General features: G+C 56.5%; 26 protein-coding genes. 14 read left to right on the forward strand and 12 right to left on the reverse strand.

Annotated elements, in window-relative coordinates; translation table 11 throughout:
* The first annotated feature begins 11 nt into the window (after window positions 1–11).
* Window positions 12–1409, forward strand: coding sequence for a molybdopterin-dependent oxidoreductase (locus tag DC3_RS15040; protein WP_146885673.1), 1398 nt, complete (start codon window positions 12–14; stop codon window positions 1407–1409).
* Between the two features lie 158 nt (window positions 1410–1567).
* Window positions 1568–2188: a hypothetical protein gene (locus tag DC3_RS15045; protein ID WP_146885675.1), complete on the forward strand. Its 621-nt coding sequence runs from the start codon at window positions 1568–1570 to the stop codon at window positions 2186–2188.
* Window positions 2189–2252: 64 nt separating this feature from the next.
* Here DC3_RS15045 and DC3_RS15050 read toward each other — a convergent pair whose 3' ends face one another.
* From DC3_RS15050 to DC3_RS15070, 5 genes are all read right to left on the reverse strand, one after another.
* Window positions 2253–2699: a hypothetical protein gene (locus DC3_RS15050; protein WP_146885677.1), complete on the reverse strand. Its 447-nt coding sequence runs from the start codon at window positions 2697–2699 to the stop codon at window positions 2253–2255.
* A gap of 71 nt (window positions 2700–2770) precedes the next feature.
* Complete coding sequence (locus DC3_RS15055) at window positions 2771–3442, reverse strand: ABC transporter ATP-binding protein (RefSeq protein ID WP_146885679.1); 672 nt, start codon at window positions 3440–3442, stop codon at window positions 2771–2773.
* On the reverse strand, window positions 3443–4603 hold the full coding sequence (locus DC3_RS15060; RefSeq protein WP_146885680.1) for an ABC transporter permease: 1161 nt from the start codon (window positions 4601–4603) through the stop codon (window positions 3443–3445). It lies immediately after the preceding gene.
* A gap of 41 nt (window positions 4604–4644) precedes the next feature.
* The gene (locus DC3_RS15065) at window positions 4645–5370 is read right to left on the reverse strand and encodes a 5-oxoprolinase subunit PxpA (RefSeq protein ID WP_146885682.1); all 726 of its coding nucleotides are present in this window, start codon (window positions 5368–5370) and stop codon (window positions 4645–4647) included.
* Window positions 5371–5407: 37 nt separating this feature from the next.
* Window positions 5408–6331: a 5-oxoprolinase subunit C family protein gene (locus DC3_RS15070; RefSeq protein WP_146885684.1), complete on the reverse strand. Its 924-nt coding sequence runs from the start codon at window positions 6329–6331 to the stop codon at window positions 5408–5410.
* Between the two features lie 141 nt (window positions 6332–6472).
* Here DC3_RS15070 and DC3_RS15075 point away from each other — a divergent pair, with 141 nt between their 5' ends.
* Window positions 6473–7633, forward strand: coding sequence for a hypothetical protein (locus DC3_RS15075; RefSeq protein WP_146885686.1), 1161 nt, complete (start codon window positions 6473–6475; stop codon window positions 7631–7633).
* A gap of 129 nt (window positions 7634–7762) precedes the next feature.
* The gene (locus tag DC3_RS15080) at window positions 7763–9484 is read left to right on the forward strand and encodes an HD domain-containing phosphohydrolase (RefSeq protein WP_246130691.1); all 1722 of its coding nucleotides are present in this window, start codon (window positions 7763–7765) and stop codon (window positions 9482–9484) included.
* Window positions 9485–9497: 13 nt separating this feature from the next.
* On the opposite strand, the gene DC3_RS15085 is transcribed toward DC3_RS15080, so the two are convergent.
* On the reverse strand, window positions 9498–11012 hold the full coding sequence (locus DC3_RS15085) for a right-handed parallel beta-helix repeat-containing protein (protein WP_146885690.1): 1515 nt from the start codon (window positions 11010–11012) through the stop codon (window positions 9498–9500).
* Between the two features lie 366 nt (window positions 11013–11378).
* On the opposite strand from DC3_RS15085, the gene DC3_RS15090 reads away from it, so the two are divergent.
* Window positions 11379–11870 carry an RrF2 family transcriptional regulator gene (locus DC3_RS15090; RefSeq protein WP_146885691.1) on the forward strand — a complete coding sequence of 164 codons (492 nt, stop codon included), beginning with the start codon at window positions 11379–11381 and terminating at the stop codon, window positions 11868–11870.
* Between the two features lie 80 nt (window positions 11871–11950).
* On the opposite strand, the gene DC3_RS15095 is transcribed toward DC3_RS15090, so the two are convergent.
* A complete protein-coding gene (locus DC3_RS15095) occupies window positions 11951–12403 on the reverse strand; it encodes a carboxymuconolactone decarboxylase family protein (protein WP_186816057.1) in 453 nt (150 codons plus the stop codon).
* Window positions 12404–12532: 129 nt separating this feature from the next.
* Window positions 12533–13075: a peptide-methionine (S)-S-oxide reductase MsrA gene (gene msrA / locus DC3_RS15100; RefSeq protein WP_186816058.1), complete on the reverse strand. Its 543-nt coding sequence runs from the start codon at window positions 13073–13075 to the stop codon at window positions 12533–12535.
* Window positions 13076–13283: 208 nt separating this feature from the next.
* On the opposite strand from msrA, the gene DC3_RS15105 reads away from it, so the two are divergent.
* The 3 genes from DC3_RS15105 (at window position 13284) to aroA (ending at window position 16568) form a co-directional block, all read left to right on the forward strand.
* Window positions 13284–13961, forward strand: coding sequence for a uracil-DNA glycosylase (locus DC3_RS15105; RefSeq protein WP_246130686.1), 678 nt, complete (start codon window positions 13284–13286; stop codon window positions 13959–13961).
* Window positions 13962–14032: 71 nt separating this feature from the next.
* The gene (locus DC3_RS15110; RefSeq protein WP_146885695.1) at window positions 14033–15139 is read left to right on the forward strand and encodes a type I restriction endonuclease; all 1107 of its coding nucleotides are present in this window, start codon (window positions 14033–14035) and stop codon (window positions 15137–15139) included.
* A 127-nt stretch (window positions 15140–15266) separates the two neighbouring features.
* On the forward strand, window positions 15267–16568 hold the full coding sequence (gene aroA / locus DC3_RS15115; RefSeq protein ID WP_246130688.1) for a 3-phosphoshikimate 1-carboxyvinyltransferase: 1302 nt from the start codon (window positions 15267–15269) through the stop codon (window positions 16566–16568).
* A 78-nt stretch (window positions 16569–16646) separates the two neighbouring features.
* Here the strand turns inward: aroA and DC3_RS15120 are convergent, their stop codons facing one another.
* The gene (locus tag DC3_RS15120) at window positions 16647–18098 is read right to left on the reverse strand and encodes a M48 family metalloprotease (protein WP_146885697.1); all 1452 of its coding nucleotides are present in this window, start codon (window positions 18096–18098) and stop codon (window positions 16647–16649) included.
* Window positions 18099–18353: 255 nt separating this feature from the next.
* Here DC3_RS15120 and DC3_RS15125 point away from each other — a divergent pair, with 255 nt between their 5' ends.
* Entirely contained in the window at window positions 18354–19106 is a 753-nt protein-coding gene (locus DC3_RS15125; RefSeq protein WP_146885699.1) for an SDR family NAD(P)-dependent oxidoreductase, read from the forward strand.
* A 5-nt stretch (window positions 19107–19111) separates the two neighbouring features.
* On the opposite strand, the gene DC3_RS15130 is transcribed toward DC3_RS15125, so the two are convergent.
* Window positions 19112–20566: a M48 family metallopeptidase gene (locus DC3_RS15130; RefSeq protein WP_146885701.1), complete on the reverse strand. Its 1455-nt coding sequence runs from the start codon at window positions 20564–20566 to the stop codon at window positions 19112–19114.
* A 138-nt stretch (window positions 20567–20704) separates the two neighbouring features.
* Between DC3_RS15130 and DC3_RS15135 the strand changes: the two genes are divergently transcribed.
* The 3 genes from DC3_RS15135 (at window position 20705) to DC3_RS15145 (ending at window position 22707) form a co-directional block, all read left to right on the forward strand.
* On the forward strand, window positions 20705–21559 hold the full coding sequence (locus DC3_RS15135; RefSeq protein WP_146885703.1) for an SPFH domain-containing protein: 855 nt from the start codon (window positions 20705–20707) through the stop codon (window positions 21557–21559).
* Window positions 21560–21597: 38 nt separating this feature from the next.
* Complete coding sequence (locus DC3_RS15140) at window positions 21598–21801, forward strand: type II toxin-antitoxin system antitoxin (protein ID WP_146885705.1); 204 nt, start codon at window positions 21598–21600, stop codon at window positions 21799–21801.
* 411 nt (window positions 21802–22212) lie between these two features.
* Window positions 22213–22707, forward strand: coding sequence for a CarD family transcriptional regulator (locus tag DC3_RS15145; protein ID WP_146885706.1), 495 nt, complete (start codon window positions 22213–22215; stop codon window positions 22705–22707).
* Window positions 22708–22757: 50 nt separating this feature from the next.
* Here DC3_RS15145 and DC3_RS15150 read toward each other — a convergent pair whose 3' ends face one another.
* Window positions 22758–23156: an NUDIX hydrolase gene (locus DC3_RS15150; protein ID WP_146885708.1), complete on the reverse strand. Its 399-nt coding sequence runs from the start codon at window positions 23154–23156 to the stop codon at window positions 22758–22760.
* A gap of 82 nt (window positions 23157–23238) precedes the next feature.
* Between DC3_RS15150 and DC3_RS15155 the strand changes: the two genes are divergently transcribed.
* Together DC3_RS15155 and proB are read left to right on the forward strand one after the other, a co-directional pair.
* Window positions 23239–24468 (forward strand): glutamate-5-semialdehyde dehydrogenase, encoded by a 1230-nt coding sequence (locus tag DC3_RS15155; protein WP_146885710.1) that lies wholly within the window; start codon window positions 23239–23241, stop codon window positions 24466–24468.
* A complete protein-coding gene (gene proB / locus DC3_RS15160; RefSeq protein ID WP_146885712.1) occupies window positions 24465–25526 on the forward strand; it encodes a glutamate 5-kinase in 1062 nt (353 codons plus the stop codon). The genes DC3_RS15155 and proB overlap by 4 nt, the downstream gene beginning before the upstream one ends.
* Window positions 25527–25548: 22 nt before the next feature.
* Here the strand turns inward: proB and DC3_RS15165 are convergent, their stop codons facing one another.
* The gene (locus DC3_RS15165; RefSeq protein WP_146885714.1) at window positions 25549–26013 is read right to left on the reverse strand and encodes a DUF3291 domain-containing protein; all 465 of its coding nucleotides are present in this window, start codon (window positions 26011–26013) and stop codon (window positions 25549–25551) included.
* Window positions 26014–26023: the final 10 nt, after the last annotated feature.

Here is a 26023-nt window from a genome sequence, read left to right on the forward strand (position 1 = left end):
TCGGGGTGTGCATGCATCGGTTTGTTTCGGGTTTCAGTGCAGCGGTGATTTTCAGTGTGCTTGGTCTGGCAGGCAGGGTGTGGGGGCAACTTCCCTATCCTCCACAGGTGATTTTTGACCGCATCACCCAGTTTCTGGGAACACCTGTCATGTTCAACCTGATCCACGACCTGCTCGGGGTCGGTCAGGGAGGCAAAATTGCAGCTTTTGTGGGGGTCCTGCTGATGTGGCTTGGTGGGCTTTCCCTGCTTGGGGTTCTCTCTCCCATCCTTGCTGCAACCGTGATTCTGCTGGTTCTGGTGCTCCTGGTTCCTTTCCCCTGGGCACTGGCCCATGCCCTGCTTTACTTGCTGGTCCGTCTGGCCTTGCAACCTGCAACCCGCAGCTTTGAGCAGGGGCGCAGGAAGGCCCTGACCACCCTGGGTGCCGGGTCTGCCCTGTTGACGCTGGGCGCGACAGGAGGCCTGTTCAAAAATGTCCTGCAGGGCACCGACCAGACCAGTGCCTCTGCATTCAAAGCAGGCTCTGCACTTCCAGAAGGGATTGTTTCGCAAGAGGACCTCTATTACGTCAGCAAGAATCTGGAAGGCTTTGACCCGGTGATCGAGGCGCAGGCCTGGACCCTCAAAGTGGGAGGTCTGGTGGAGCGCCCGACAAACTTCAGCCTTGATGACCTCAAACGCTTTCAACAGAGGGACCTGGAACTGACCCTGAATTGCATCTCCAATCCTGTGGGGGGTTTCCTGATCGGAAACGCCATCTGGACGGGCTTCACCGTGCGGGACCTCCTGAACCAGGTGGGCGTGAAGCAGGGAGCGAAATTCATCATCTGGAAAGCTGCAGATGGGTACGTCGAGTCGCTGCCCCTCGGGGAGGCCCATGAAGAGGACGTGCTGCTGGTCCACAGCATCAACGGTGAACCCCTGACCCCGAAACACGGGTTTCCCCTGAGGGTGCTGATTCCGGGCAGGTATGGCATGAAACAGCCCCGCTGGATCACCGAAATTGAACTGTCCAGAACCGACATTCCCTCCTACTGGAGCCAGAGGGGTTGGGACAAAGAAGCCCTGATCAAACCCTCCAGCCGTTTTGATTTTCCAGAAGAAGGAAAACCTGTCCCTGCCGGTCAGGAAATCCTGATGAAAGGGGTGGCTTTTGCAGGCAGGGTTCCCATCACGAAAGTTGAGGTGTCTGTGGATGGGGGCAAAAACTGGCAGGAGGCAAAACTTTCTGCCAGACGCTCCGTTCATGCCTGGACCCTGTGGTCCCTGCCCTGGACCCCAGAAACAGGCATCCATGAGGTGGTGGTGCGGGCCTACGCTGCCGGAAAACTGCAGACCGAGGCCACAGCCGACCCCCTTCCGGGTGGCTCCACCGGATGGCACCGCTTTCTGGTCAACGTCTCCTGAAGCCTCTGCCTGACAGAGAAACAGCCCAATCCAGGCGCTTTCCTGTCCAGTCATCTGAACTTGAGCTGAGCGTTTTAGAGCACTTCCTGTCATTTCTTAAGGTCCATGACGGGATTTGCACACGCAAAACCAGGGGCGTCAGGAATAGACTTGGGGATATGCAACGCCCCCTCAGCGTGATTTCCATGCTGCTCCTCTCCAACGGCCTGCCTGCCACATCTTCTGCTCCAAGTGTCTTCCAGGCCTTTTTGGAACTTCCCGAAAAAATGCTGGAAGCCCAGCCCGGGCTTCCCCGCGAACAGATCATCGGCAGCACCCAGCGCACAGAAAAGCGGGAGATGCCTTGGGGAGAAGCCAACATCGAAGTCCGCAAAAACGTCAACACCCAGTACCTCAGCGTCTTCGTGGTCCAGCCCGGGTCCAGCACCAGCTACACCCTGCGGGCTTTCAACTCCAGTGAAGGCAGAAGGGTGTTTCTGGTGCAAAAACAGCACTGTTACGTGCCGGGATGCGACACCACCATCCTGGTGGTCGAAAAGCAGGGCAAAGTCTGGAAGGACCGCACAGACAGCCTGCTCCCTGCCCTCACCTCAAGTGTTCTGGCGAAAGCCTACATGGAAACCACCGGAAAAACCGCCTCGGAAGGTGGCGAGGAACTCGATTACCACCTGCAGATGCCCGAGGAGGGAAATGCTGTGGAAGTCTGGAACCGTTATGACGAGCGGATGTTCTCTCTGAGCTGGACTGGGCAGAAATTCGTGATCAGAACGAAACAGTAGACCATTACCCATCCAAAAAGGCCTGAGCAAATGCTCAGGCCTTTTTCTGCTGTGCACATTTGACTCAGTGCCCTCTGGGGACCCCGATGTAAAACTCCTGGTCCATCACCTGCAGAATCTGGTATTTGGGGGTGAGGGCCAGGTGATCCAGCGAGTGGTTCACGAAGACCGTCCAGAGGACCCAGGCCCACAAAAACAGAAAAATGCCGTAGCGGTAGGGTTCATAGATGCGTGAAATCCAGTGTCTGAGGGGGTAGGTCAGGAGGCCCACCACCACCAGGTAAACCAGCAGGTCCAGCGCAAAAGGCAGCAGGTAAACGTTGAAGGTCTTGGAACTGATCATGCTGTAATGCTGAAAGGGCAGGGGAAAACCATAAAAGCTGACGGTGGTCTGTCCTCCTGCCAGGAAGGGCACTTCAAGACGCACCCGGGTTCGCATGGTCAGGTGTTCCAGCAGCAGCCATGCGATAGGGATGCTCCACATCCAGAAGCTTTTCAGGTAGGCCCTCATGATTCCAGAGTAGGAAACGAGACTTCAGGACAGATGGGATCTGCCTTCAGGCACTGTTTTTCACGGTCTCATCAAAATTCGCCGGTGAGGGCCTGACCGTCCCGGATGCGCAAAATGGTGTGGGCCAGTTCGGCCACTGCAGGATCATGGGTGATCAGCACCACTGTTTTGCCCTCGGTGGCGGGTTTCAAAAGCAGGTCCAGGATGCTCTTTCCTGTTCGGGTGTCGAGGTTTCCGGTGGGTTCATCCGCCAGAATCACCGAAGGGTTGGTGATGAGGGCACGGGCAATGGCGACCCGTTGCTGCTCTCCTCCAGAAAGCTGCGAAGGGTAGTGCGTCAGGCGGTGACCGAGCCCGAGTTGCTCCAGCAGGGCTTTTGAGCGTCTGGTCCGTTCTGCCCTGGGGACCCCCTGCAAGGTGAGCGGGAACTCAACATTCTCTGAAGCGTTCAGGATGCTGACCAGGTTGTAGTTCTGGAAGACAAACCCGAAATGCCGCAGGCGGTAGTCTGCAAGCTCGGCGTCACTGAGTTTCGAGATCTCGGTGCTGTCGTGCAGGATGCGGCCACTGCTCGGGCGGTCAAATCCGGCCAGCAGGTTGAGCAGGGTGCTTTTGCCGCTGCCCGATGGGCCAATGATGGCGGTCACCCGGCCTGCCTCGAAGTCAAAACTGACCCCACCGAGGGCCGTAACCTTGCTGTCTCCAGACGGATAGATCTTGCTGAGGTTCTCGACGCGAAGCATTCAGTTCCTCCCCAGGGCTTCGGTGATGACGATGCGGCCTGCACTGCGGGCCGGAAGCAGACCGGACAGGAGCCCCAGTGCGAAACTCACTGCAAAAGCCAGCAGGGTGAGCCTGGGCGTGAGGGCAGCAGCACTGATGTTGGCGAGGTTCTGGGTGTAGAGGTTGACCACCTGAATCCCCACAAAACCCAGCAGAATGCCGCCGATGCCCCCCATGAAGGCCAGCAGCAGGCTTTCGAGGAGCACCAGATTGCGAATGAAGCCCGGTTTGGCCCCGATGGCCCGCATGGTGCCGAATTCACGGGTGCGCTCGAAAACGCCCATCATCACGGTGTTGGCCACGGCAAGCCCGCCCACAATCAGGGCAATCAGGCTGATTCCGAAGCGCACGGCATCGCTGATGCTGACCGCACGGTCCAGCACCTTCAGGAAGTCCGACTGGGTCTGGGCCTCCACATCCAGCGTCTCAGAAATGGTTTTTGCGGTGCTGCGCGCTTTGGAGGGATCATTCAGTTTGATGGCAATGAAAGAAATCTGGTCCTCCACACCCATGGCTTTCTGCAAGGTGGATTTGGGCACGAAAATGAAGGAGTCGGTGAATCCACCTTCTTCCTGCAGGATGCCCACCACCTTGAAGAAACTGCGGCGGTTGAAACGCACGTCCTGCCCGAGCTTCAGTCCCGCATTCTCGGCGGCCTTGCTTCCCAGCACCGCAACGAGTTTGCCTTCATCTTCTGCACCCAGCAGTCTCCCCTCTTTGACTTTGACCCCGGGAGAGATGTCCAGCACGTTCTCTGCGGTCGGGTAACCGTAAATCAGGAAGGACTGGCGTGGGTCAAATCCTCCCCTGGCAGAGATCACCACCGGAATGATGCTGCGGATGCCCCATTCGTCCTTGCGGTCCTGCACTTTCTGCACCAGCGACTGGGGCAGGTCGGGGGTGCGGGGCAGACCCTCCTCAATTCCGTTGAGTGAAATCTGCACGTCCGGGCCAATGTTGCCCAGTTCCTGGGTGAACACCCTGCGGATGCCCTCCCCCAGGGAAAGGAAGATCACCATGCTGGCCACCGCCACAACAATGCCCAGAACGGTCAAGGTGGTTCTTACCGCCCGGCGGGTGAGGCCGCGCAGGGCCAGCTGGAAGAGGTCAGAGATCGGCATAGCTCTCATCCTAACAGCGCAGCGGTTTTTTCTTTAGGGGCCTAAGACCCAATACCAATGCCTCTTGATTGAAAGGTGGCCCGCAGTTCCCGGGCAAAATCCAGTGCATGGGGTCCGTCCCCGTGCACACAGAGGGTGTCTGCATGCAGTGGGATGGTTTTTCCGCTCAGGGTGGTGACCGATCCCGAGGCAATCTCCAGGGCCTGCCGGAGTGCGGCTTCGGTGGACTCATGCAGGGCACGGGGGTGACTTCTGGGGGTCAGGGTGCCATCGTCCTGATAGGTGCGGTCCAGAAAGGCCTCCTGGTGCACCTGCATGCCGATCTCTCTGGCCGCCTGGATGTGGGCACTGCCTGCCAGACCGTAAAAAATCACATCCTGATGCTGTTCCAGAATGCCGTGCACTGCAGCCCGCGCCAACTTCAGGTCTCTGGCCGTCTGGTTGTAGAGGGCACCATGCAGCTTGACATGGTGGAGGGGCAAATCCAGTGGGTTCAGGATGCCCAGCATCCCGGCCACCTGAAACGTCACGAGGTCATAGACCTCCTGAGGGGTGACCGGCTGTTCAAGCCGTCCAAAGTTTTCACGGTCCAGAAATCCAGGATGTGCGCCAATATGCACCCCGTGGTCCAGGCACAGCATGGCCGTTTCACGGATCAGGGATGGGTTTCCTGCATGAAATCCGCAGGCGATGTTGGCACTGGTGATCAGGGGCATCAATTCACGGTCAAAAGGGGCCTCTTCTCCAAGGTCGCAGTTCAGGTCCATGCTGAGACTTTACCCTGAGATGGGCCGAAAAGCACCTTCAGCGGTAGAACTGCAAGGTGCGAGCGAGGGTGTGAAGCTGTCTGTCCTGCTCAATCAGGGCCTTCTCTGCAGCCTCAAAATCCACTTCCGAGAATTGTATTTGCTGCCCGGGAAGCACCTGCCCCAGTTTCCACAGGTCGGCCTGAATGACCTGGTACACCCTGGGGTATCCTCCGGTGGTCTGGGCGTCACTGAGCAGGATGATGGGGTGTCCTCCGGCGGGAAGTTGTACGGTTCCGGCCATCACGGCCACACTGTACATTTCTGCTTTGCGCTGAAGCTGCACCTGTGGACCTTCCAGCCGAATGCCCATGCGGTCCGACTGGGCCGTGACCCTGAAAGGCTGCTGGAACGCATGGTGCTCTTCCCACTCAGGCCCTCTGAGCACGCGAATGGGCAGCAAAGCAGGCAGAGGGAAGGCAGGCACAACCACCCGTGTGTTCAGGTGTGGACTGGGTTGTTTCGCCTGCAAGGTCACTCCAGCATGGACGGGCGCTGGACCCAGGCCACTTCTGGTGTGCGTGCTGCGGCTTCCCAGAACTGCAGGAACATCCAGACCACCTGCAAAAGCCACATAAGTGCGGGCACCTGCGGGTGAATACACCACTTCCATCTGGTCGCCCTGATGCAGTTGGATTCTGCGCTGGCCCTTGAGGACCTTTCCATGCACCCGGACCTGTGCCCCTGTGCCTGCAACAGCAACCACGCCATCTTGCAGGGCCTCCAGAAGCAGGCCACCCAGCGTCACTTCCAGGGCTGCAGCATCTGGAGAATTGCCAAGCAGCAGGTTGGCAATGTGAAAACTGTAGAAGTCTGCTGCTCCCCCTGGGGTAATGCCGTGTTGCCGATACCCAGAGCGCCCAGTGTCCTGAATCAGGGTCTGCATGCCGGGTCTGACAATGTGAATCTGTAGGCCATTCATCTGAATCTGAGGCCCACTTTACCTGATTCTTTCGCTTCACAGCCCACAATGCACAGAAAAGCGTTTTTGCTACGACTGCCGTCACATGATGAAAACGAAAAAGGATCATAATAAGAAAAATGTGAAAACAGGAGGATGGAGATGAAATACCGTTCATGGATTGCACTTGGAGCCCTGGCCCTGGCCGCATGTTCCCCCCAGACCCCACCCCCACCCGCTGGAGAACTCATCAAAAAAGGCCAGCCTGGCACTGTCACTGCTGGCACCGATGGTGAATTGCAAATTGACAAAGACAAACTCGCCAAGGATGCCATCGTTTCCATTGTCAAAACCAACCCTGGGAATCCCCCCTCAGGGGTTTCGGGTGGGTTCACCGCCCTGCGCATCAAAGTGGGCAGTGTTGCCACCCGACCTGCCATCAACAAACAGGAAGTCAACCTGCCAGAACTTCCCGGGTGTGAAACAGGTTTTCGCATGAAAATCTCCTTCCCAGCAGAGACTGAAAATGCCAGTGACCTGCGCATGTACAACGTCACCAACGGCTGGACGGAATTGCACCCTTATTTTGTCAATCTTCAGCAGCATTACGTGATTGGCTGCATGGCAGACCTGAATCCCCTGCTTGAACAGGGAGAAGTGAACCAGACCTACACCCTGGGCATTCCCAGCACCTTCAAGATGGCAGGCGGGACCTCTGAAGACTTTGCCAAGAGCAACAATGAGATCTTCCCTGTATCCAGAACAGCTTTCCGCATCAATTATGTGGGAGCCCTGCCTCCTGCAGGCACCACCCAGAAAAATTTCGTGATCACTGGACCTTCCGGCTGGAACGACAACAAGACCTTTGTCAACAGTTTCAATCCCAGAACCAACCGTTCCATGACTTTCAATGTGGACACGCCCCCCGTCACAGGCACCTATCAGTACACCTACAATGATGGGATCAAGGAGCACTCAGGACAGTTCCAGATCAACAGTGAGCAGGTTCTTGCCCGTCCTTCTGGAATCAATGTCACCCCATCCAACCAGGCCGGAACCCTGACCGTTGACTGGACTCCACCTGCAGGAGCGGCCCTGAACATGCAGCAAGTCACGGTTTCCCTCTTGAGTGACAACTCCACCAGCACCCTGGGATCAGCAGTGGGGAACCACCCGGTCAATGTCCAGGTGAACAATTTTGATGCTCAGAAAACCTATGCAGTGTGTGTGTTTGCTTTCAGCAATGATCCAGTGACCACACCTTTCCCGAATCAGGTGAATGAGTCTCGCTTCTGCACCACATATCCCCCGATCAACAGGTGATTTGCTGCACAAGTAACACCTTTGTTACAACTGGGCTTTTATAACGCAACCTCAACCTCCTGTAAGTGATGACAGGAGGTTTTTTTTGCATTCTGGTGTCAAAATGGAGAGATGGAGGGCGTGGATCAGATGATTCAACTTGCAGAACAAAAAGACCAGACCACGCCCACAGAGTGGCTGGATGCAGCGCTGGAACTGGGTCGACAGGCCATTGCCAGTGGAGTGACTGAAGACAGCATCCGTTTCGCGCAATTGGCCGCAGACCACGCCCGACACCACCACCTCCATGAACATCTGGTGGTGGCCCTCGACAACCTGGGAAACCTGCTTTTCTACCATGACCAGCCCTACGATGCCCTCAGTGTGCTAAGTGAGGCTGCCCTCTTGCTGGAATCCAGCGCTTTGATGTCAGAAAAAGCCAGAAACAGCAACCTGCAGGGTGCGGTTTACATGATTCTGGGCAGTCCTGAAAATGCTTACCGGCATTTCACAAATGCCTTGAGCCTGTCCAGGAACACGGGCGATGCCCTGATGGAAGCCAAAGTGCTCAACAACATGGCCCTGCTGCTGGGCCAGCAGGAAAAACTGTCAGATGCCCTCGACATTCTGGCCCAGATTCAGAGCCTTTACCGAAAGCTGGGCAACAGCAATGAGCTCTGCAAGACGATCCTCAACAAAACAGAATTGAAACTGAAGTTGCCTGCATCCGCAGGGTTGTATCTGGAAATTGAACAGGACCTGCAAGAAGCTGAAGGGTTGCTGGGCCATCAGGACAATGCATTTCTGCGCATCATGTTGCTGCAGTGTCAGGCAACGCTGCACTGTCGACGCCATGACCTTCCTGAAGCGCGCAGTGCTGCCCAGAGAGCCCTGGAGCTGTCAGAAACCCACCAGATCGATGATTTGAGGGCACACACCCATGTGATCCTTGGCGAAATCCTCAGTGAGGCTGGAGCACCTGAAGAAGCTGTAGAACATCTGCTTTCCTCCATGGAATTTTTCCGGGCACTGGATTATCAGGACAGCAGGGTGCCTCCCCTGAAATTGCTGGTGAAGATCCTCAAGCAACTCGGGCGGTTTGAAGAAGCCTTGCAGTACCATGAAGAGCTCTACCACCTGGACCTGGAGATCCGCAGTGAGGCCGCCAGCAAACAGCTTGAACTGATGGCCTTCCAGCGCAAACTGGAACAGTCCCAGCATGAGGCGGAGCTGGAGCGCATCCGCAATGAGGAACTGGAGATGCTGGTGCAGGAACGCACAGCAGAACTGGAATCGGCCTATCTGGAGATGCTGGAACGTCTGGCGGTTGCAGCAGAGTTCCGGGATTCAGACACCGGGGAGCACACGGTCCGGGTGGGCGAAAGGGCAGCAGAAGTGGCCCGCGAACTGGGCATGCCCGAAGAGAAAGTCCGCATTCTCCGTCTGGCCGCCCGACTGCACGATGTGGGCAAAATCGCCATCTCCGACACGATCCTCCACAAACCGGGCAAGCTCACCGAGGACGAGTACCTGACCATGAAAGCCCACACCCTTGCCGGGGCACGCATGCTCTCGGAAGCACGTTCGGAACTCATCCGCATGGCAGAACAGATTGCCCTGACCCACCACGAAAAATGGGATGGGACAGGCTACCCGCACGGCCTGCAGGGAGAAGCCATTCCTCTGGAGGGCCGCATTGTTGCAGTGGTGGACGTTCTGGACGCCCTCACCAGCACCAGACCCTACAAGAGGGCCTGGACCTTGCAAGAAGCCCTGCACGAAATTGAAATTCAGGCAGGGCAGCATTTCGATCCACAGGTGGTTCAGGCCTTGCTCAAGATTTACCGTCGTGAACAGGACGCTGAAGGCTGAACAGGCAGTGCACTCAGGGCCTTCCCACAGTTGGGGCCGTCCAGCGGGTGTTGTTCAGGTCTCCTGTGGGCACCACAGGAGCAAACACATCCCAGGTGCTGAAATTCGGTACAGGGATGCCTGAAACGGGCTGTTTCAGACGAAAATCTCCAGCGGCAGCATTGAAGAATTCGGGCTTCAGGGTGTTGAAGTGGTTGTCTTTGAGGAGTTGCTGCAGGTTGCAGGTGGGATTGCCCTGCTGACAGCCCTGGTCCTCGCCTTCAATGCCCACCGGGATGTCCGGGCGCTCAAACCAGAACACATTGCCCCGGATCTGCAGGCCTGCATCCACATGGGCTGGATTGGGTGCCCGGTTCTGGGTGGGAGAGGAAAAAGGCCCAGGAATGGTCAGAAACTGGAAATACTCTCCCGTTTTGAAGTCTGGGGGGTTCACGATCAGGTTGTTGTAGATCAGCACGTTCTTGCTGGGAATCCGAACGTAATCATCGGTGTTCAGGGTGTTGCCCCATCCGCCCTGCTGGGAGTAGGTGGTGCACTTGCTGCGGTCATCGCCAGGATCACAACTTCTGCCGCCGAACAGAACCTCAATGGTGTGCGAGCGCCCCCCCACCCGGTACAGGGTGTTGTTGGCCAGCAGGATGTTGTACCCCCCATTGACCCCCAGACCTGCTCCCCACACGTCATGGATGAAATTGTTCACCACCTTGATGTCGTAGGCCTCGTAATGCAACCAGGGACTGACCATGTACTGGTAGCCTGCACCCTGCCCTGCAGTGTATCCCCCTTCTTCGCAGTCAAAAATTTCATTGTCCCGGACCACAATGTAGGCACTGCCTCCCTTGGCATAACTGCACCAGCTCTGGGTGTCGTGGATGCGGTTTCCGATCAGGTGGGCATGCTGCACGGCCACAAAATCGATGGCGTTGTCCTGCGCTCCATGAAAGTCGCTGTTTTCCAGGTAGATGTGTTCGCTCTGGTTGGCTTTGAAGGTCTCAAAGGCCTGCGCCTCCTGGTCTGAACTGCGTTTCTTCCAGCGTCCACCGTCCATTTCCACATTGCGGACCAGCACATGTGAGCACTTCTCGCAGTGGAACACGTCTCCTGCTGGACTGGGTCGCATGGTGAGGTTCAGGAGGTAGAAGTACCGGGTGTCAAAGACGTTCAGGTCTCCAGCCAGGATGGTTTTGTCCCTGCCTGCTCCAGAAATGATGATTGGGGCTTCACGGGTTCCCCAGACGCTCTCCAGGTATTCAGGCAAGGCAATTTCTGGATAAATCCCGGCCTGCAAGTGCAGGTGATATCCGGTGTCCAGTGGGGTGTTTCTGGGAATCCGCCGCCAGGCTTCTGCCAGGGTTTTCAGGGGAGCATTCTGGGCTCCAGAATTCGCATCGTTCCCTGCCTTGAAGTCAATCCAGACGTCTTTCACCCGGGTTTTTCCCATTTCGTAGGGTGTTCCGGGTTGCTGTGCCAGTGCAGATGTGGCCAGCAGCATTGCGCCTGCCGTGATGGTCCAGAGCCTGTTTCCCATTCTGACCCCCAGTTCTTATCCAGTGTGACTGTTATTGCATCACAAAAGCCTTGCAGGGATCACAAAAGCAGGTGGGCGCGAAGTCGCTGGAGGTAAATGTCGTTTGAGAAAGCCATCAGCTCTCAGCGGTCAGCATACGACACATCTTCGCTTTCACTTCAGCCAGACAAACAGATGTTTGATCCTACAGCACAGAAAAACCCAGCCAATCCCTGGCCTGCTGCTGAAGCATCGAGGCTTTTTTCTGACGGCTGACGGCTGAAAGCTGATCGCTCCACACCAGCTGCATGCCATGACTTTGCACTTCCCCTGATCACAGACAGCCCTTGCACAATGTGGCCCTTCAAAGCCATGTACACTGGGTCCGTGAAGTTCAGCGAAGGGATTGAATGGGCCATTCATTGTGTGGCGGTGCTTGCCGGTCTGCCTGAGGGGGCGACCTTGAGCAATGCTGCCCTGGCCGAGTACCACGGCATCTCCGAGAGTTATCTGGTCAAGCACCTGAAGGTGCTGGCCCGGGTGGGAATCCTGGACTCGGTGCCGGGTCCGCGTGGAGGGTTTCGCCTGGAGCGCAGTGCAGACCGGATCACCCTGTATGACATTGTGGAAGCCATCGAGGGCAAAGAGCCCATGTTCCAGTGCGAGGAGATCCGTGGGCGCTTTCCGGGATGCCCACAGCAGAATTTTGCCCGTCCATGCGAGATTCATGCCGCCATGCTGAAAGCCGAAATGGAGTGGCGCAAATCCCTGCAGGGGGTCACCATCCGGGACATTCAGCAGCAGGTCCGTGTCTCCGAGGAGCAACGTCAGTTGCGTGAAGCCTGGTTGCAGAAACACGTGCGTTTGCCGGTCCGCTGAAGCCAGAACAATGCATCCAGAAACAAAAAAGAGGCACCCGCAAGTGCCTTTCTTGATGGATGTTCTTGATGGATCGGGTTTCAGGCTTCCTGGGGCAGGGCCGGAAGCATGTTGGTGGCTTTGGCAATGCGGTTCCAGCCATTGATGGTCACGGTGATCATGGTCAGTTCCATGATCTGCTGTGGGGTGTAGTGGCGGGCCACTTCCTGGTAGGTCTCTTCACTCAGGCCATGCTGGTGCACCAGGGTGAGTTCCACTGCCATTTTGAGGGCCGCTTTTTCTTCTGGGCTGAAGTGGGGCACTTCCTCGAAGACAGAGAGCAGGTAAATGCGCTCGGGCGTCTCGCCATACTTCACGGCGTCACGGGTGTGCATGTCAATGCAGTAGGAGCAGCCATTGATCATGGACACGCGGATTTTGATGAGTTCCCGCAGTCGGGCGCTGATGGAGGTGCTCCGGATGAAGTTTTCCATCTGCAGCATGGTGGCGTAGGCTTCGGGGTGGGTCTGGTGGGGGCTGATGCGGGTGTTCATACGTCCTCCTGATCTGCATGATCTCCTCATGCCTAAATCAAGGATAACAGATATCCAGGATATTTTTAGTCCTTGATTTGGCCTATTGAAAAACCGCCTGGTCTTTCCAGGCGGCAGCATCTTCAGGTCTTAGCGGGCCAGTTTTTCCAGATGGGTGCGGCGAAAATGGGCCACCTTGGGCGCAATCACCGCACGGCAGTAACCCTGACCGGGATTGTTCAGGTAAAAATTCTGGTGGTAATCCTCCGCCCTGTAGAAGACCTCCAGAGGCTTCACCTCGGTCACGATGGGCCGATCATAGATGCCCAGCGCATCGATGTGACGGATGACCTCTGCAGCCACCTCTTTCTGGTCCTCATTGTGGAACAGGATGATGGAGCGGTACTGGGTTCCCACATCGGCCCCCTGACGGTTCAGGGTGGTGGGATCATGGATGCTGAAAAACACCTCCAGCAGCTCTCTATAGGTCACTTCAGAAGGATCATAGGTGATGTTGACGACCTCTGCGTGCCCGGTCACACCGGCACACACCTGCTGGTAAGTGGGGTCCTCGGTGAATCCTGCGCTGTAGCCGGATTCCACGTGCAGCACTCCTCTGATCTGCTGAAAGACTGCCTCCAGACACCAGAAACAACCACCACCCAGTGTGGCGTAATGCATGGGTTGCAACATCTGAGCCCTCCCTTTGGCGCACATGCGAGACCTCCCCGCAGGCAGGTTCAAAGGCCATTGTACGCTCTTTGCACGCCGGAAATGTGGGATTTGTGGTCCTCTGTCAAAACGGGGAAACGGGGCTGAAAGGCGGAGTTTGCAACAAAAAGTTCTCAGTGGTCAGCAAAATTGCAGCTTTCAATCAGGCTGCATGCGTATCATGGGCAACATGGATTACCCCGAAGAATACTTCTCCTGCGCCCTCTGCCCCAGACTGAAAGCCTGGAGAGAACAGGTGGCACAGGAAAAGCGCAAAGCCTACCGGGATGAGGATTACTGGGGAAGGCCCGTCCCGGGCTTCGGTGACGATCAGGCCCGGATTGTGATGGTGGGCCTCGCCCCGAGTGCCCACGGGGCCAACCGCACCGGGCGGATGTTCACCGGAGATGCCAGCGGAAACTTCCTCTACCCTGCCCTGTTTCGTGCCAGACTGAGCAACCAGCCCATTGCAAAGCACAAAAACGATGGACTCGAACTCCGTGGTGTTTTCATCTCTGCCTCTGCTCGCTGCGCCCCACCGGACAACAAACCCACCCCTGAAGAACTCCGCAACTGCCAGAAGTGGCTGAAACTCGACCTTGAACGCCTGAAGCAGCGCAAGGTGACTTTCGCCATCGGAGCCATCGGGCATGAATATTTCCTCCGGGCGATGGGATGGAAACCCTCGCAGTACACCTTCAAACACGGAGCAGAACACCTGCTGCCCGATGGAACATGGCTCATTGACTCCTATCATGTGAGCCAGCAAAACACAGCAACAGGCAGGCTGACAGCAGTAATGTTTGATCAGGTGCTCGAAAGGGCAAAGGAAATGGCGGGAATCCAAAGTCAAGCTGACATCAACTAAGGAAAATCCCTGATCCCATTTGTCAGCTTCCAGAAACAAAGAAGGACTAGACTCTTGAATAAGGAGTCAACATGGATCTTGCTGCCAGCCTGGACCATTTCGCCAAACAGATTCCCTCCCGGATCAGCCACATTCAGGGGGAAGAGGCCACCAAACATGCCCTGATCCTGCCTTTTCTGGGCATTCTGGGGTACGACGTCTACAACCCTACGGAAGTCAGACCTGAGTACGCAGCAGATTTTTCTGCCCGGAAACGTGGACAGTTCGAGAAGGTGGATTACGCCATCATTGTGGATGGCGAAGTCTCCATGCTGATTGAGGCCAAAGCCCACAACCAGAAAACCGAGATCTACAGTGGTCAACTGGCCCGCTATTTCAATTCGACACCCACCGCCAGGGTGGCGATTGTCACCAATGGGATCGAGTACCGGTTTTTCACCGACCTCAAAGACCGCAACATCATGGACAGTGAGGCCTTCATGGTCTTCAATGTGCTGGACCATGACAGCAGCGACCTTGAACTCCTGCAGCGGTTCACCCGATCCCAGTACCAGCCTTCCTCGATCAGCAGTCTGGCCGAAGAGGTGATGTGCCTGCAAAACATCACCACCTACATCTACAACCAGTTGCAGAACCCCTCGGAGAATTTTGTGCGCTTTGTGGTGGAGGAACTCAACCTGCGCCAGCGCATCACCTCCCGGGTGGTGGAGCGTTACCTGCCCATCCTCAGAACCGCCATCCATAACGCACTGGGCGAAATTCAGGGAAACACAGCGGGAACTGGACCTGTCCCTCCTCCAGCGACGAAACCTACTCCTCCTGCACTGACACGCAAATCCCGCACAGAACCTGCCCCAGCTCCACTGCCCGACCTGTTGGAAGATGAAAAGGCTGTTCTGGAAAGCCTCAAAGAGATTCTGGACTGCAACATCACCTGCCACAAAGAGGAAGACACGGTAATCATTCCAGCAGCCAGTGGCCAGGGCTGGGCTTTGCGTTTCAACACCGTCCATGCCAAACCCCACCTGATTTTCAATCTGGACCCAGAAGTGGCAAGGGTTGTTGCAGGACATGTGTTCTTCTTCAGTCATCCGCTGGGAACCAAGGCGAATTTTGCATCTCTGGGGGACCTCTATGGGATGCGCGAAATCATTGCACATGCCTACAGAGGAACCTGACGGTGTCTGCAACTGAATAAACATCAACCCACCTCAAAACCCCATCTGAAGTAAAGTGCTTGTTAACCCAGGTGCCCACCTTGTGGGATTCCTTTTTCGCCCTTTGCTCTTTTTTTAGAGGTGAGTTGTGTACGAAAAATTTGATGTGGTGGTTCACCCCGTGTCCGAACTGCGGGGTGAGTTGACCGCGCAACCCAGCAAGAATTACACCACCCGTTACCTGATTGCGGCGGCCCTCTCTGGCACAGAAACCCTGGTTCGGGGGGTGGCCACCAGTGAGGACAGCCATGCCCTGCAGGAATGCCTGCAAACCTGGGGGGCCGAGCTCATTCCCGAAGGAAGAGACATGCGGGTCAGGGGTTTTGGGAACCGTCCTCTGGACCAGCAGACCCTCAACCCACACAACGCGGGGGCAGTGGCCCGGTTTTTGATGGCCCTCGCTGGACTGACCAGCTACACGAAGTTCATCACGGATTACCCTGAAAGCCTGGGGAAAAGGCCCCACGGGGACCTGCTGAAAGCCCTGGAGTCTCTGGGAGCCCGCACCACGTCCCTGGACGGCAAGATGCCCATCGAGATCTGGGGCAACCTGCAAGGGGGCAAGGTGTCCGTGAATGCCAGTCTGTCCAGCCAGTACACTTCGGGCCTGATGTTCCTGGCTCCCCTGCTGCCTGATGGGCTGGAGATCACCCTGCTCGGGGACATCAAGAGCCCCGGTCCCCTCAAGCAGACCATTGAGACGCTGAGGGTTTTCGGGGTGGAGGTGTCCCACAGCGAGGACCTCCGCACCATCACCATTGCGGGTGGGCAGCGTTACCATGCACCAGAAGTGACCGTGCCCGGAGATTACCCTGGAAGCAGTGCCCTGCTGAGTGCTGCGGCAGTGATGCCCGGAGAGGTGGTCATCCACAACCTGCATGAGCATGACCTGCAAGGGGAACGCCTGAGCATCGATGTGCTGAAAAGCATGGGCGCAGACATCACCCGTGAAGGCAGCACCGTGACCGTGCGCGGAGGCAAGCCCCTGAAAGCCGTGGTGACCGATGGGGACTTCTTCACGGACGCCGTGCAGGCCCTGAGTGCTGCTGCCGCCAGTGCGGAAGGCCAGACCACCTGGGAGAATGTGTACACCCTGCGCCTCAAGGAATGTGACCGCATCAGCGACACCCGCGCAGAACTGCAGAAACTCGGTCTCTCTGCCAGCGAGACCGAAGACAGCCTGAGCATCACCGGCAAAGAAACCCTGGAAGGAGGCATCACTGTGGACGGTCACGGGGACCACCGCATGATCATGATGCTCACCATTCTGGGTCTGCGGGCCAAACAGCCCATCACCATCACCGGAGCGCACCACATCCGCAAAAGCTACCCGGACTTCTTTGACCACATGACCAGACTCGGGGCGAAATTCGACTTCATCGAGAGGTGAACCCATCAAGAAAAGCCTGGAGGTGGGCCTCCAGGCTTTTTGCTGTTTCAGAGGGAGATCTTTTTTCTCTGCATCCTCCTAATATTTGAACAAAATGGCATGCTCCATGCCTGCTTTGCGCAGGTTTTCCAGCCACAGGCCTCTGTTTTCACCGTTTTGCATTTCGGTGAGGTCATCAAGGGGGCACAGCACCTGTTCGTCTTTTGAGAACTGCACGCTGGCTCCAGGTCGGGCCTCCACTTTCCATCCCAGGTCATACAGGCCTACAGCGAACAGGAAACGCACCACCATCCAGGGGTAACCGTCCCCCTGGGGGTCACTGGGGTGACGCATGCTTTCAAAGAGCCGGAAGCGCCGGGTGTCATCCAGCAGTTGCAGGGTGATGTTCTCCAGGGTCTGCCCGACAAACAGGTGGCGGTGCTTTGCGCTGGCTTCTCTCCAGAAAGGCATCCAGACCTGTTCACCCACGGTGTCCCAGTCAATGTTCTGCAACTTGCTGAAGGCTTCCTGTCCACCCAGGAATTTCAGCAGGTTGAGTTCCTGCTGGGCGGGATCACGGAGCAGGTTCAGGGCAAACTGTTCAGAGGGAGGCTCAGGGGTGGGGTCCAGTTTGCCCAGGGCCTCAATGCGTTTGTGCATGCTGGGGTGGGTCTGCAGGGCGTGTTCTTCTTCGTTGCTCTGCTCGTAGTGGTTTTTCCAGAAGTCCTGGATTCTGGGGACCTCAAGGTAGCTGTAATAACCGCCCATGATGGGAGGTTTGTAACCAGAATTCAGGATGGGGACCACTTCACTGCTCCAGTAGTGGTCAAAGCTTCCCCCAAGATGCCCGACCTTCTGCAGGGCAGCCGTCATGGCCGCAGCACTGGTGTGGCTTGCAGCAAAACGGTCCGCCTGGTACTCCTGGGCCCTGGAGATGCCGTGGGTCAGTTTCAGGTACATGTTGCCGTAGGCAATGAAGATCTTGCCAATGAAGTTGTCGGACATGTTCTGCACGGTGCGAAAGAGCGCTGAACGGGTCTGGTAGATGAAGGCCCCGAGTCGGGTGTCTCCTCCATGATAGTGGCCGTACTCATGGGCAAGCACCGCTTTGAATTCCTGCTCGGTCAGCATGTGCATCAGGGGAAGTCCCACCGCCATGCGCCGTTTCCTGAAAAGGCCCAGAAATCCCAGGTTCTCCTGCACCCAGGCATTGTTTTCAAAAATCAGGTACACCTCATCGGGCATCTTCTGGCCGGTTTTTGCGCTGAGGTCCTGCAACATCCGTTTGAGGGGCAGATGTTCATTCAGGTTGAGTTTAAGACCGGGGGCCTGAAACCGTTCAAATCGGGGCAGGATGCTCCAGATGATGATCGCACCACCAATGAAAGACAGAATGTAAATTTTGATGAGTCCAATGTTGAAACTGTGGCTCCACAGGGTGAGAAACACCGGCAAGAGCAACAAAAAGAGTCCAATTCCCAGAGCAAGCGCATAAAAACCAATCATCAGCATGAGTGCCAGCAAGGCACGGGACATCAGGGGGCGATTCATATGCCCTGATTATAATTCTCTGGCCTGCTTTGCCCATGAGCCAGATGTCACATCGAAATCAAAACGGTCTAAATCCATCAGCGTATGTTTAAACATCCAGAACACCGGGAAGAGAAACGAAGGGGTGAGAAAACCACAGGAAACCTGAAAATCGCAGCAAGGTTCACAGATCAACTCCATGCAGGATCATGGATGTGAAACTGCAGCGAGAGGCTTGATGGTCTGTGAATGCTCCATTTCCCCTAAGCTGAAGGCATGGAACTCACAGGCAAAAAAATCGTTGTGACAGGGGCAGCGTCCGGAATTGGACGTGCTCTGCTGACCTTGCTGTGCGAACAAGACGTGCAGGTGGTCGCTGTGGATCTGACTGCTGTACAGCCCACTGATTTCCCTGCTCCCCACAAAATTCTTCCTCTGGTCATAGACCTTGCCGGGAAGGGCACAACAGAGCACATCCTGCAGCAGGCTGTAGAACGGATGGGTCGGGTGGATGTGTTTTTTGCCAATGCAGGCTTTGCCTACTACGAGACCCTGGAAAATCCAGACCAGGACCATTTGGAGCGGATTTTTCAGGTGAATGTGTACGCGGCCATTGATGCTGCGCTGGGCATGCAGGCCCTGAACCGCCAGAAGCCTTACCGGGTGGTGATCACCTCATCAGCAATGGCGTACATTCCACTTCCGAAGTATGCCCTGTATTCGGCCACCAAAGCCGCCCTGCATGCTTTTGCAGACAGTTACCGCTGGCAGCTCTCTGATCCCAGATCGCTGGTGCTGGTCTACCCCATTGCGACCCAGACAGGCTTTTTTGGCAAAGCCAGTGCTCGAACACCCCTTCCCTACCCAAGCCAGACCCCAGAAGAGGTGGCAAGGGCCATCCTGAAGGGCATTGAACGCAACGAAACCTCCATTTTTCCCTCTGAGGTCTTCTGGCTGGGTCTGAAGCTGAAAGCGGTCCTGCCTTTTTTGCACCGTTTCATCCAGTGGAGAGAACAGGTGCGCAGGTAAGGGGGTCAGGCCATAAAGGCTTTGCTGGTGGTCAGTGGTGCATCCACATCCACACCTGCATTCCACAGGTCTTTGAGCCAGTGGGCAGGCAGCAACTGGCCTGAGCGCATGTTCCAGACGTCTTCAAAGACCCTCAGGGAACAGTCCTGCTTCTGGCACACCACCGGGTCTCCCGGAAGCGTCTGAACCGTCCAGCCCTGGCGGTGGAGGGCCAGCAGCACCTGAACCCTCAGGTTGTGCCAGGCCTGTTCATCTTCGGGTTCATTCCAGGGTTGCAATTTGTGCAGAAGCTGGTGTTTCACCCCGTACTGGTCCAGCCGTCCAGCCAGCGTTCGGAGGGTGAGGTCCCAGAAGGCACCCTGGTACAGGGAAAGCTGCTCCTGCCAGATCTTCACCCAGACTTTTTCTCCCACTTCGGTCCACAAGATGGCCTGGAACCGGGACGCATCTTCACCACCGAAATGCTGCAGCACCAGGGTTTCCAGAACCTCCGGGTGTTCAAGCAGGGTGAGGGCTGCCGGGGTGAGGTCCTTCAGGTGGGTTGGGGGTAAATTCCTGAGGGCTTCTGCCCGGCACACAAAACTGGGGTGGGTGTCATAGGGGTCTTCTGGTTCTTCTGAGAGATCCTGCAGGTGATGTTGAAGGCCAGAACCCTGCAGGTAATGCTGATAGCCCTGCAAGATGGGCGGCTGGTAACCCAGATTCAGCACAGGAATCACCTCGATCTGCCAGTAGGCCTCGAAGGTGGCCCCGAGGTCATGCACTTTTTTCAGGGCCTGCACCATGATTTCCGGGCTGGTCAGCTGGGCAGCAATGCGGTCTGCAGCGTACTCCTGTCTTCTGGACATGCGCTGGGTCATCTGCAGAAAGAGCCTCCCGTACCACAGAAAAGGCCTGTGCAACATGGGAGTGTGGCCTTCATTCTGGGCATGCAGGATGCGCAAAATGGCATGCCGTGCCCCATGAACCAGGTGGACCATGCGGGTGTCTCCGGCGTGGTAATGACCAAATTCGTGGGCCAGCACAGCCCGGAATTCCTCCACAGTCAGCTGTTGCATCAGGGACAGGCCCAGACCCATCCTGCGTTTTCCCTGAAATCCCAGGAAGGTGCTTTCCTGCACCCAGGCATTGTTGTCCAGCATCAGGTACACCTCGTCTGGCAGGGGTTGATGGGTCTGTTCAGCGATCTCTGACAGCAAGGCCTGGAGCCTCGGGTGATCTCTCAGGTGCAACTGTGGCCCTGGAGGCTGAAAGGGCCGGTGTCTGGGAAAGGTGATCCACAGGAGCAGCATTCCAGACCCCATCTGCAACACCTGAACAGGAGTGAGCGTGGAGGTGGAGATCCATTCCACCACAGGCACCACCACCAGCAGCAGGGCTCCACACCACGCCAGGAGGTACACCCCGGCGACGAACACCAGGACCTGATGCAGGTATGGGCGGTGCCGCTGTGGAGACATGTTTTCATGATAGGCGTCCAAAAAAGGTTTTTTGTCTCTTTTCAGGTCTCTGGCTGTCAGACACCAGACCTCAACTTGTGTGCAAATGATGAACTTTTACTTAGTATAAAGTGATATCATTTCGATATAGGAGGAGTCATGGAAAGCAAAGAAATTCGTTTGATCAGTTTGCCCGGAGCCGTGATGTTTTTTGTCAATCTGGCGGTTTTTGCAGCAGGCCTTTACCTGTTCAGTCAGGAAGGCAATGGTCCCCTGTGGGGCACCTTGGTGGTGGTGGTGGGGTTCTTCCTGCTGTTCGGGAATTATCTGGTGCAGCCCAACCAGGCCGTGGTTGCCACCCTCTTTGGTCGCTATGTGGGCACCAATCGGGTGAACGGGTGGTACTGGACCAACCCCTTCACCTCCAGAAAGAGCATCTCCCTGCGGATCCGCAACTTCAACAGCGAGAAACTGAAGGTCAACGACCTGCACGGCAACCCCATTGAGATTGCTGCTGTGATCGTCTGGAGGGTGGTGGATTCTGCCAAGGCCAGCTTCGATGTGGAAAGCTACAAGGACTTTGTGGCCATCCAGAGCGAAACAGCGCTGCGCCACCTGGCCGCCCGTTACCCCTACGATGACCATGACACCAGTGGCCTGTCCCTGCGGGGCAATGCCGACGAGGTGGTGCAGACGCTGCGCGATGAGTTGCAGGCCCGCCTGACTGCCGCTGGCGTGGAGATCCTGGAAGCCCGCCTCTCCCACCTGGCTTACGCCCCTGAAATCGCCCATGCCATGCTTCAAAGACAGCAGGCCAGTGCCATTCTGGCGGCCCGTCAGATCATTGTGGAAGGTGCAGTGGGCATGGTGCAGATGGCCCTCACCAAACTTTCCGATGAGCACATTGTGGAGCTTGATGAGGAGCGCAAAGCCCAGATGGTCTCCAACCTGCTGGTCGTCCTCACCTCAGAACGCAGCACCCAGCCAGTGATCAATGCCGGCAGCCTTTACTGAGATGGCCCTGCCCCCCGTTTCTGAGGAGGTGAGAGCTGTTGAGTGGGCGCAAGAGTTTCCCGCTGAGAATCCAGCCCGAGTTGTTTGATGTTCTGGAACGCTGGGCCTCTGATGAGTTCCGCAGTGTCAATGGCCAGATCGAATACCTCCTGATGGAGGCTGCACGCAAAGCAGGACGGCTTAAAACTAAGAACTCTAAAGAAACCAAAGAATCTTTAGATCGTGAAGAGGAGGCACCGTGAATCCGGTGCCTCCTCTTCTGTTCTGCAAAGTTTGGGTGTCTGCAAGGGGGTGCTTTTTCATTAGACTCAGCAAATTTTTCTAATTTTTCTTTTAATGAAAAGACATTGTGAAAATTTTTTCTTATTACTTGAAGAACGTTAAATATTCGCTCTCAGACGGTTTATTTTCGCATCAGAACGGCTTTTTTTGTAACTTACACAATAATTACAGGGTTGCCATGCTGACAGTTTTCTGTTAGAATTCCTTTATGGGTCATTTGTATACAATCGCTAACCTCGAAAATGTGCAAATGATCACCAAGAACCCCACAGCAGTCTAGCGAACAACAGCCCGAACTCACGTCTGGGCTGTTTTTGTGTTGGAACAATGCCCCTCCTCCTTTTATAGGGGCATCAGGAAAGGGTGTTAGTGTGAAAAAGTACCTTTACAATACAGGTGACCGTGTCGTGCTTCCCCCCTATGGCGTTGGAGTGGTCAGCGGCATCTCCACCAAGTGCGTTGCCAACACCACCTGCTCCTACTACCAGGTGGAATTCCCCAATGGAACCTCCAAGGCCTACGTGCCTGTGGAGTCTGCAGCCAACCTGCGTCCAGCCCTCAACGAGAAGGACGTGCCCGAAATCCTCAACCGCCTGACCCAGGGCCGTTACCCCCTGCCCCGCCAGTGGTCCGCCCGTCACCGCAAGGTCACCGACATCCTCGCCACCGGCAACCCTTTCGAGATTGCCACCCTGGCTGCAGAACTGCGCCGCTGGAACATCGAGCGTGGCCTGCCTGACCTGGACCGCCAGGCCTTCCGCAAAGCCCTGAAGCTGATTGGCCAGGAAATCTCCGAACTGAGCACCGACGGCGTGGAAACCATCCGCGACATCATTCAGGAAGAACTCCAGAACGACGCCAACTGAGACTTGAAAATTTCCGCCCCCGGCCAGAGGTCGGGGGTGTTTTCATGGGGTCAGAAGTGGGTCTCCAGCAGCCTGGTTTTCACAGCTTCAGGCAGCACAGGCAAATCCGCAAGCCGACTCAGGGGCACCCACACTGGGGTATAAGTGCCATTTCCCAGGCCTGAGAACTCCGGTCCCTGACCTGTCCCAAAAGTGCCTCCTCTGACCTTGCATACAAAAAAGCCTTCGTGAGACTGTCCATGCAATTCTGCGAACAGGGAGGAAACTTCAATTTCCAGCCCCAGTTCCTCCAGAATTTCCCTGCGCACACCCTCCTCAGGGGTCTCCCCTGCCTCAATTCCTCCTCCAGGAAACACGTAATACTGCACCGGAGCACCCTCCAGCATTTTTTCTCTGTGAATCAGGGCAACATGGTCCTTTTCAATCAGGATGGCACGGACTCTTTGCATGCCACACAGTTTAGCCTTTGCACCCTCTGGTAGATATAGGCTGATCGGCGTGGTTTTTGCAGGGCACTTTTATACTGTTCTCATGCTCAAAGAGCTTTTCACACAAGCCAGAGTCGCCAGTCGCACCCTTGCGCGGGCGAACCGCAATCATGCTTTAAATGCCATCAAAAAACACCTTGCTGCCCACATCCCTGAAATTCTGAAAGAGAACAGCATCGATGTGGAAAACGAACGCCAGAAAGGCACGAGTGCTGCCCTGGTGGACCGTCTGACCCTCACCGAAAAACGCATGGAAGGGATTTTAGAGGCCATTGATCAGGTGATTGCCCTGCCTGATCCGGTGGGCCGCGTTCTTGAAGGGTGGCGTCACCCCCAGGGCATGCAGATTGAGAAAGTGACTGTGCCTTTCGGGGTGATCGGGATGATCTATGAGTCCCGGCCCAACGTGACCGTGGACGCCGCCATCCTGTGCCTCAAAGCAGGGAGTGCTGTGATCCTGCGTGGCAGCAGCAACGCCCTGAACTCCAACCGTGCACTGGTGAAAGCCATGCGCGAGGGCCTGAAAGAAGCTGGCCTCAATGAGAACGCCATTTCCCTGATCGACTCCACCGACCGGTCCAGCGTCACCGAACTGCTGACCGCCAGGGGCTTTGTGGATCTGGTGATTCCCCGGGGAGGTGCAGGCCTGATCAACCATGTGGTGCAGAACGCAAAAGTGCCCGTGATTGAAACCGGGGTGGGCAACTGCCACCTGTACGTGCACCGGGATGCTGACCTGAACAGCGCACTGAAAATCCTGATGAACGGCAAGACCCAGCGTCCAGGCGTGTGCAACGCCCTGGAAACCCTGCTGGTCGATCAGGAGATCGCTTCTGCCTTCCTGCCCAGGGCCGTCAAAGCCCTCAGGGATGCAGGTGTGGAAGTCCGTGGGGATGAGGACACCCAGATGTATGCCCCTGGTGTGGTGGCCGCCACCGAAGAGGACTGGAGCACCGAGTTTCTGGACCTCATCATCGCTGTGAAAGTGGTGAAGGGTCTCGATGAGGCCATCAACCACATCAACACCTACGGTTCCCAGCACAGTGAGGCCATCGTCACCGAGAGCCTGAAAGCCGCCGAGCAGTTCCAGAACGAAGTGGACGCTGCCGCAGTTTATGTGAATGTCTCCACACGTTTCACCGATGGCTTTGAATTTGGTTTCGGGGCCGAGATTGGCATTTCCACCCAGAAAATGCACGCCAGAGGACCGATGGGCCTCAGGGAAATGGTGACCATCCAGTACCGCATCCGGGGAGAAGGGCAGGTCCGATGAAACGCAGGATCGTCCTGAAAATTGGCTCCAGCAGCCTGACGGACGAAAACGGACGCATCGAACCTGAGAGGCTGCAGGCCATCGCTTCTGCCCTGGGAACCCTGGACGCAGAAGTTGCGGTGGTGTCCTCTGGAGCGGTGGCTGCAGGATGTGGGCTCCTGAACGTCCCCCGTCCGCGCACCCTCCCTGAAAAGCAGGCTCTGGCTGCTGTGGGTCAGGCTGCACTGATGCAGGAGTGGGCGAAAGTCTTTGCTCCCCATGCCGTGGCCCAGATCCTGCTGAGCGCCGGAGACATCCAGGACCGCAAGCGCTTCGTCAATGCCAAACACGCCCTGGAAGCTGCATTCAAGCTGGGCGTGGTTCCCATCATCAACGAGAACGACACGGTTGCCACACAGGAGTTGCGTCTGGGCGACAACGACACCCTCAGTGCCTGGGTGGCCTACCTGTGCGAGGCCCACGAATTGATCCTCCTCACCGATGTGGACGGACTGTACACGGCAAACCCAAGAGTGGACCCCACTGCAAAACGGCTGTCTCTGGTCGAAAACGTCGCAGAAGTGCTGCACCTCGCAGGAGGCGCAGGCTCATCCAGAGGCACCGGAGGCATGCACACCAAACTGAAAGCCGCACAGATCGCCTCAGAAGCCGGAATTGACACCCTGATCATCGGCGGAGGGGGGATGGGCCTGAAAGCCTTCTTTGAGGGGGCCGACACCGGAACCCGCATCCGTGCCCAGAAACACACGGCACGCAGAGGCTGGATTCTGCATCAGCCCAGCAAAGGCAGCCTGTTCATTGACTCCGGGGCAGAAAAAGCCCTCCGAAGCGGAAAGAGCCTGCTGCCAAAAGGCATCACAGGCATTGCAGGAGACTTCCAGTACGGCGAAATCGTGCGTCTGGAAGGCGAACATGGCCCCATCGGGCAGGGCATCGTCAATTATGCCGCCCATGAGGTGCAGCGCATCTTCCGCAGGCACACCGAAGAAATCGAAGAAATCCTGGGGTACAAGGACTTCGATGAGGTGGTGCACCGGAACCATCTGGCCCTGTACTGAACTGCCCTGAACTGGAGCCCCATCACCCCCCAGCAAGGGGGGTTTCTGCTGTCTCGGGGGCAAAGGTCTGCCGGAAAGTGAACGCATGGGGGGTGGGGCCATGCTGCCTGAGGTGTTCCAGGCGGTCTCTGGCTTCCAGCACGGTGGGGATGTGGCCGTCTTCAATCCACCACAGCACCATGAAGGCTTCCTTCATGTTCTCGAACCACTTGCGGCGCTCTTTCATCACCTGGGTGTGGTCGCTTTTGTACACGTAATTTTTCAGGGACTCGATGTCCTGCCAGACGCTCATGTTCACAATGATCATCTCGTCTTCATAAGGACGCAGGCTGGTGGCATCGTTGCCCTCTCCGGTCAGACGCCAGACAAAGCCTGGAGTGTTTTCAGCGAGGGCGTTGATCTCATCCAGTCTGGACACGAAATCGGCGAGTTGCGGACTGTCAATGGGGGCCAGCAGACGGGCAATGTTGACCTGTGCGAGTTGCATGACTCAACAT

Source organism: Deinococcus cellulosilyticus NBRC 106333 = KACC 11606 (assembly GCF_007990775.1).
In the GTDB taxonomy this organism is placed as follows: domain Bacteria; phylum Deinococcota; class Deinococci; order Deinococcales; family Deinococcaceae; genus Deinococcus_C; species Deinococcus_C cellulosilyticus.

Bases quoted from the DNA above. Each gene is read 5' to 3' on its own strand.
- DC3_RS15095 (WP_186816057.1), bottom strand. From the start codon at position 12,403: ATGAACACCCGCATCAGCCCCCACCAGACCCACCCCGAAGCCTACGCC.
- DC3_RS15120 (WP_146885697.1), bottom strand. From the start codon at position 18,098: ATGAATCGCCCCCTGATGTCCCGTGCCTTGCTGGCACTCATGCTGATG.
- DC3_RS15065 (WP_146885682.1), bottom strand. From the start codon at position 5,370: ATGGACCTGAACTGCGACCTTGGAGAAGAGGCCCCTTTTGACCGTGAA.
- DC3_RS15155 (WP_146885710.1), top strand. From the start codon at position 23,239: ATGCTCAAAGAGCTTTTCACACAAGCCAGAGTCGCCAGTCGCACCCTT.
- DC3_RS15070 (WP_146885684.1), bottom strand. From the start codon at position 6,331: ATGAATGGCCTACAGATTCACATTGTCAGACCCGGCATGCAGACCCTG.
- DC3_RS15150 (WP_146885708.1), bottom strand. From the start codon at position 23,156: ATGCAAAGAGTCCGTGCCATCCTGATTGAAAAGGACCATGTTGCCCTG.
- DC3_RS15075 (WP_146885686.1), top strand. From the start codon at position 6,473: ATGAAATACCGTTCATGGATTGCACTTGGAGCCCTGGCCCTGGCCGCA.
- msrA (WP_186816058.1), bottom strand. From the start codon at position 13,075: ATGTTGCAACCCATGCATTACGCCACACTGGGTGGTGGTTGTTTCTGG.
- DC3_RS15085 (WP_146885690.1), bottom strand. From the start codon at position 11,012: ATGGGAAACAGGCTCTGGACCATCACGGCAGGCGCAATGCTGCTGGCC.
- proB (WP_146885712.1), top strand. From the start codon at position 24,465: ATGAAACGCAGGATCGTCCTGAAAATTGGCTCCAGCAGCCTGACGGAC.
- DC3_RS15125 (WP_146885699.1), top strand. From the start codon at position 18,354: ATGGAACTCACAGGCAAAAAAATCGTTGTGACAGGGGCAGCGTCCGGA.
- DC3_RS15040 (WP_146885673.1), top strand. From the start codon at position 12: ATGCATCGGTTTGTTTCGGGTTTCAGTGCAGCGGTGATTTTCAGTGTG.
- DC3_RS15045 (WP_146885675.1), top strand. From the start codon at position 1,568: ATGCAACGCCCCCTCAGCGTGATTTCCATGCTGCTCCTCTCCAACGGC.
- DC3_RS15110 (WP_146885695.1), top strand. From the start codon at position 14,033: ATGGATCTTGCTGCCAGCCTGGACCATTTCGCCAAACAGATTCCCTCC.
- DC3_RS15105 (WP_246130686.1), top strand. From the start codon at position 13,284: ATGGATTACCCCGAAGAATACTTCTCCTGCGCCCTCTGCCCCAGACTG.
- DC3_RS15055 (WP_146885679.1), bottom strand. From the start codon at position 3,442: ATGCTTCGCGTCGAGAACCTCAGCAAGATCTATCCGTCTGGAGACAGC.
- DC3_RS15165 (WP_146885714.1), bottom strand. From the start codon at position 26,013: ATGCAACTCGCACAGGTCAACATTGCCCGTCTGCTGGCCCCCATTGAC.
- DC3_RS15135 (WP_146885703.1), top strand. From the start codon at position 20,705: ATGGAAAGCAAAGAAATTCGTTTGATCAGTTTGCCCGGAGCCGTGATG.
- DC3_RS15060 (WP_146885680.1), bottom strand. From the start codon at position 4,603: ATGCCGATCTCTGACCTCTTCCAGCTGGCCCTGCGCGGCCTCACCCGC.
- DC3_RS15130 (WP_146885701.1), bottom strand. From the start codon at position 20,566: ATGTCTCCACAGCGGCACCGCCCATACCTGCATCAGGTCCTGGTGTTC.
- DC3_RS15050 (WP_146885677.1), bottom strand. From the start codon at position 2,699: ATGAGGGCCTACCTGAAAAGCTTCTGGATGTGGAGCATCCCTATCGCA.
- DC3_RS15080 (WP_246130691.1), top strand. From the start codon at position 7,763: ATGATTCAACTTGCAGAACAAAAAGACCAGACCACGCCCACAGAGTGG.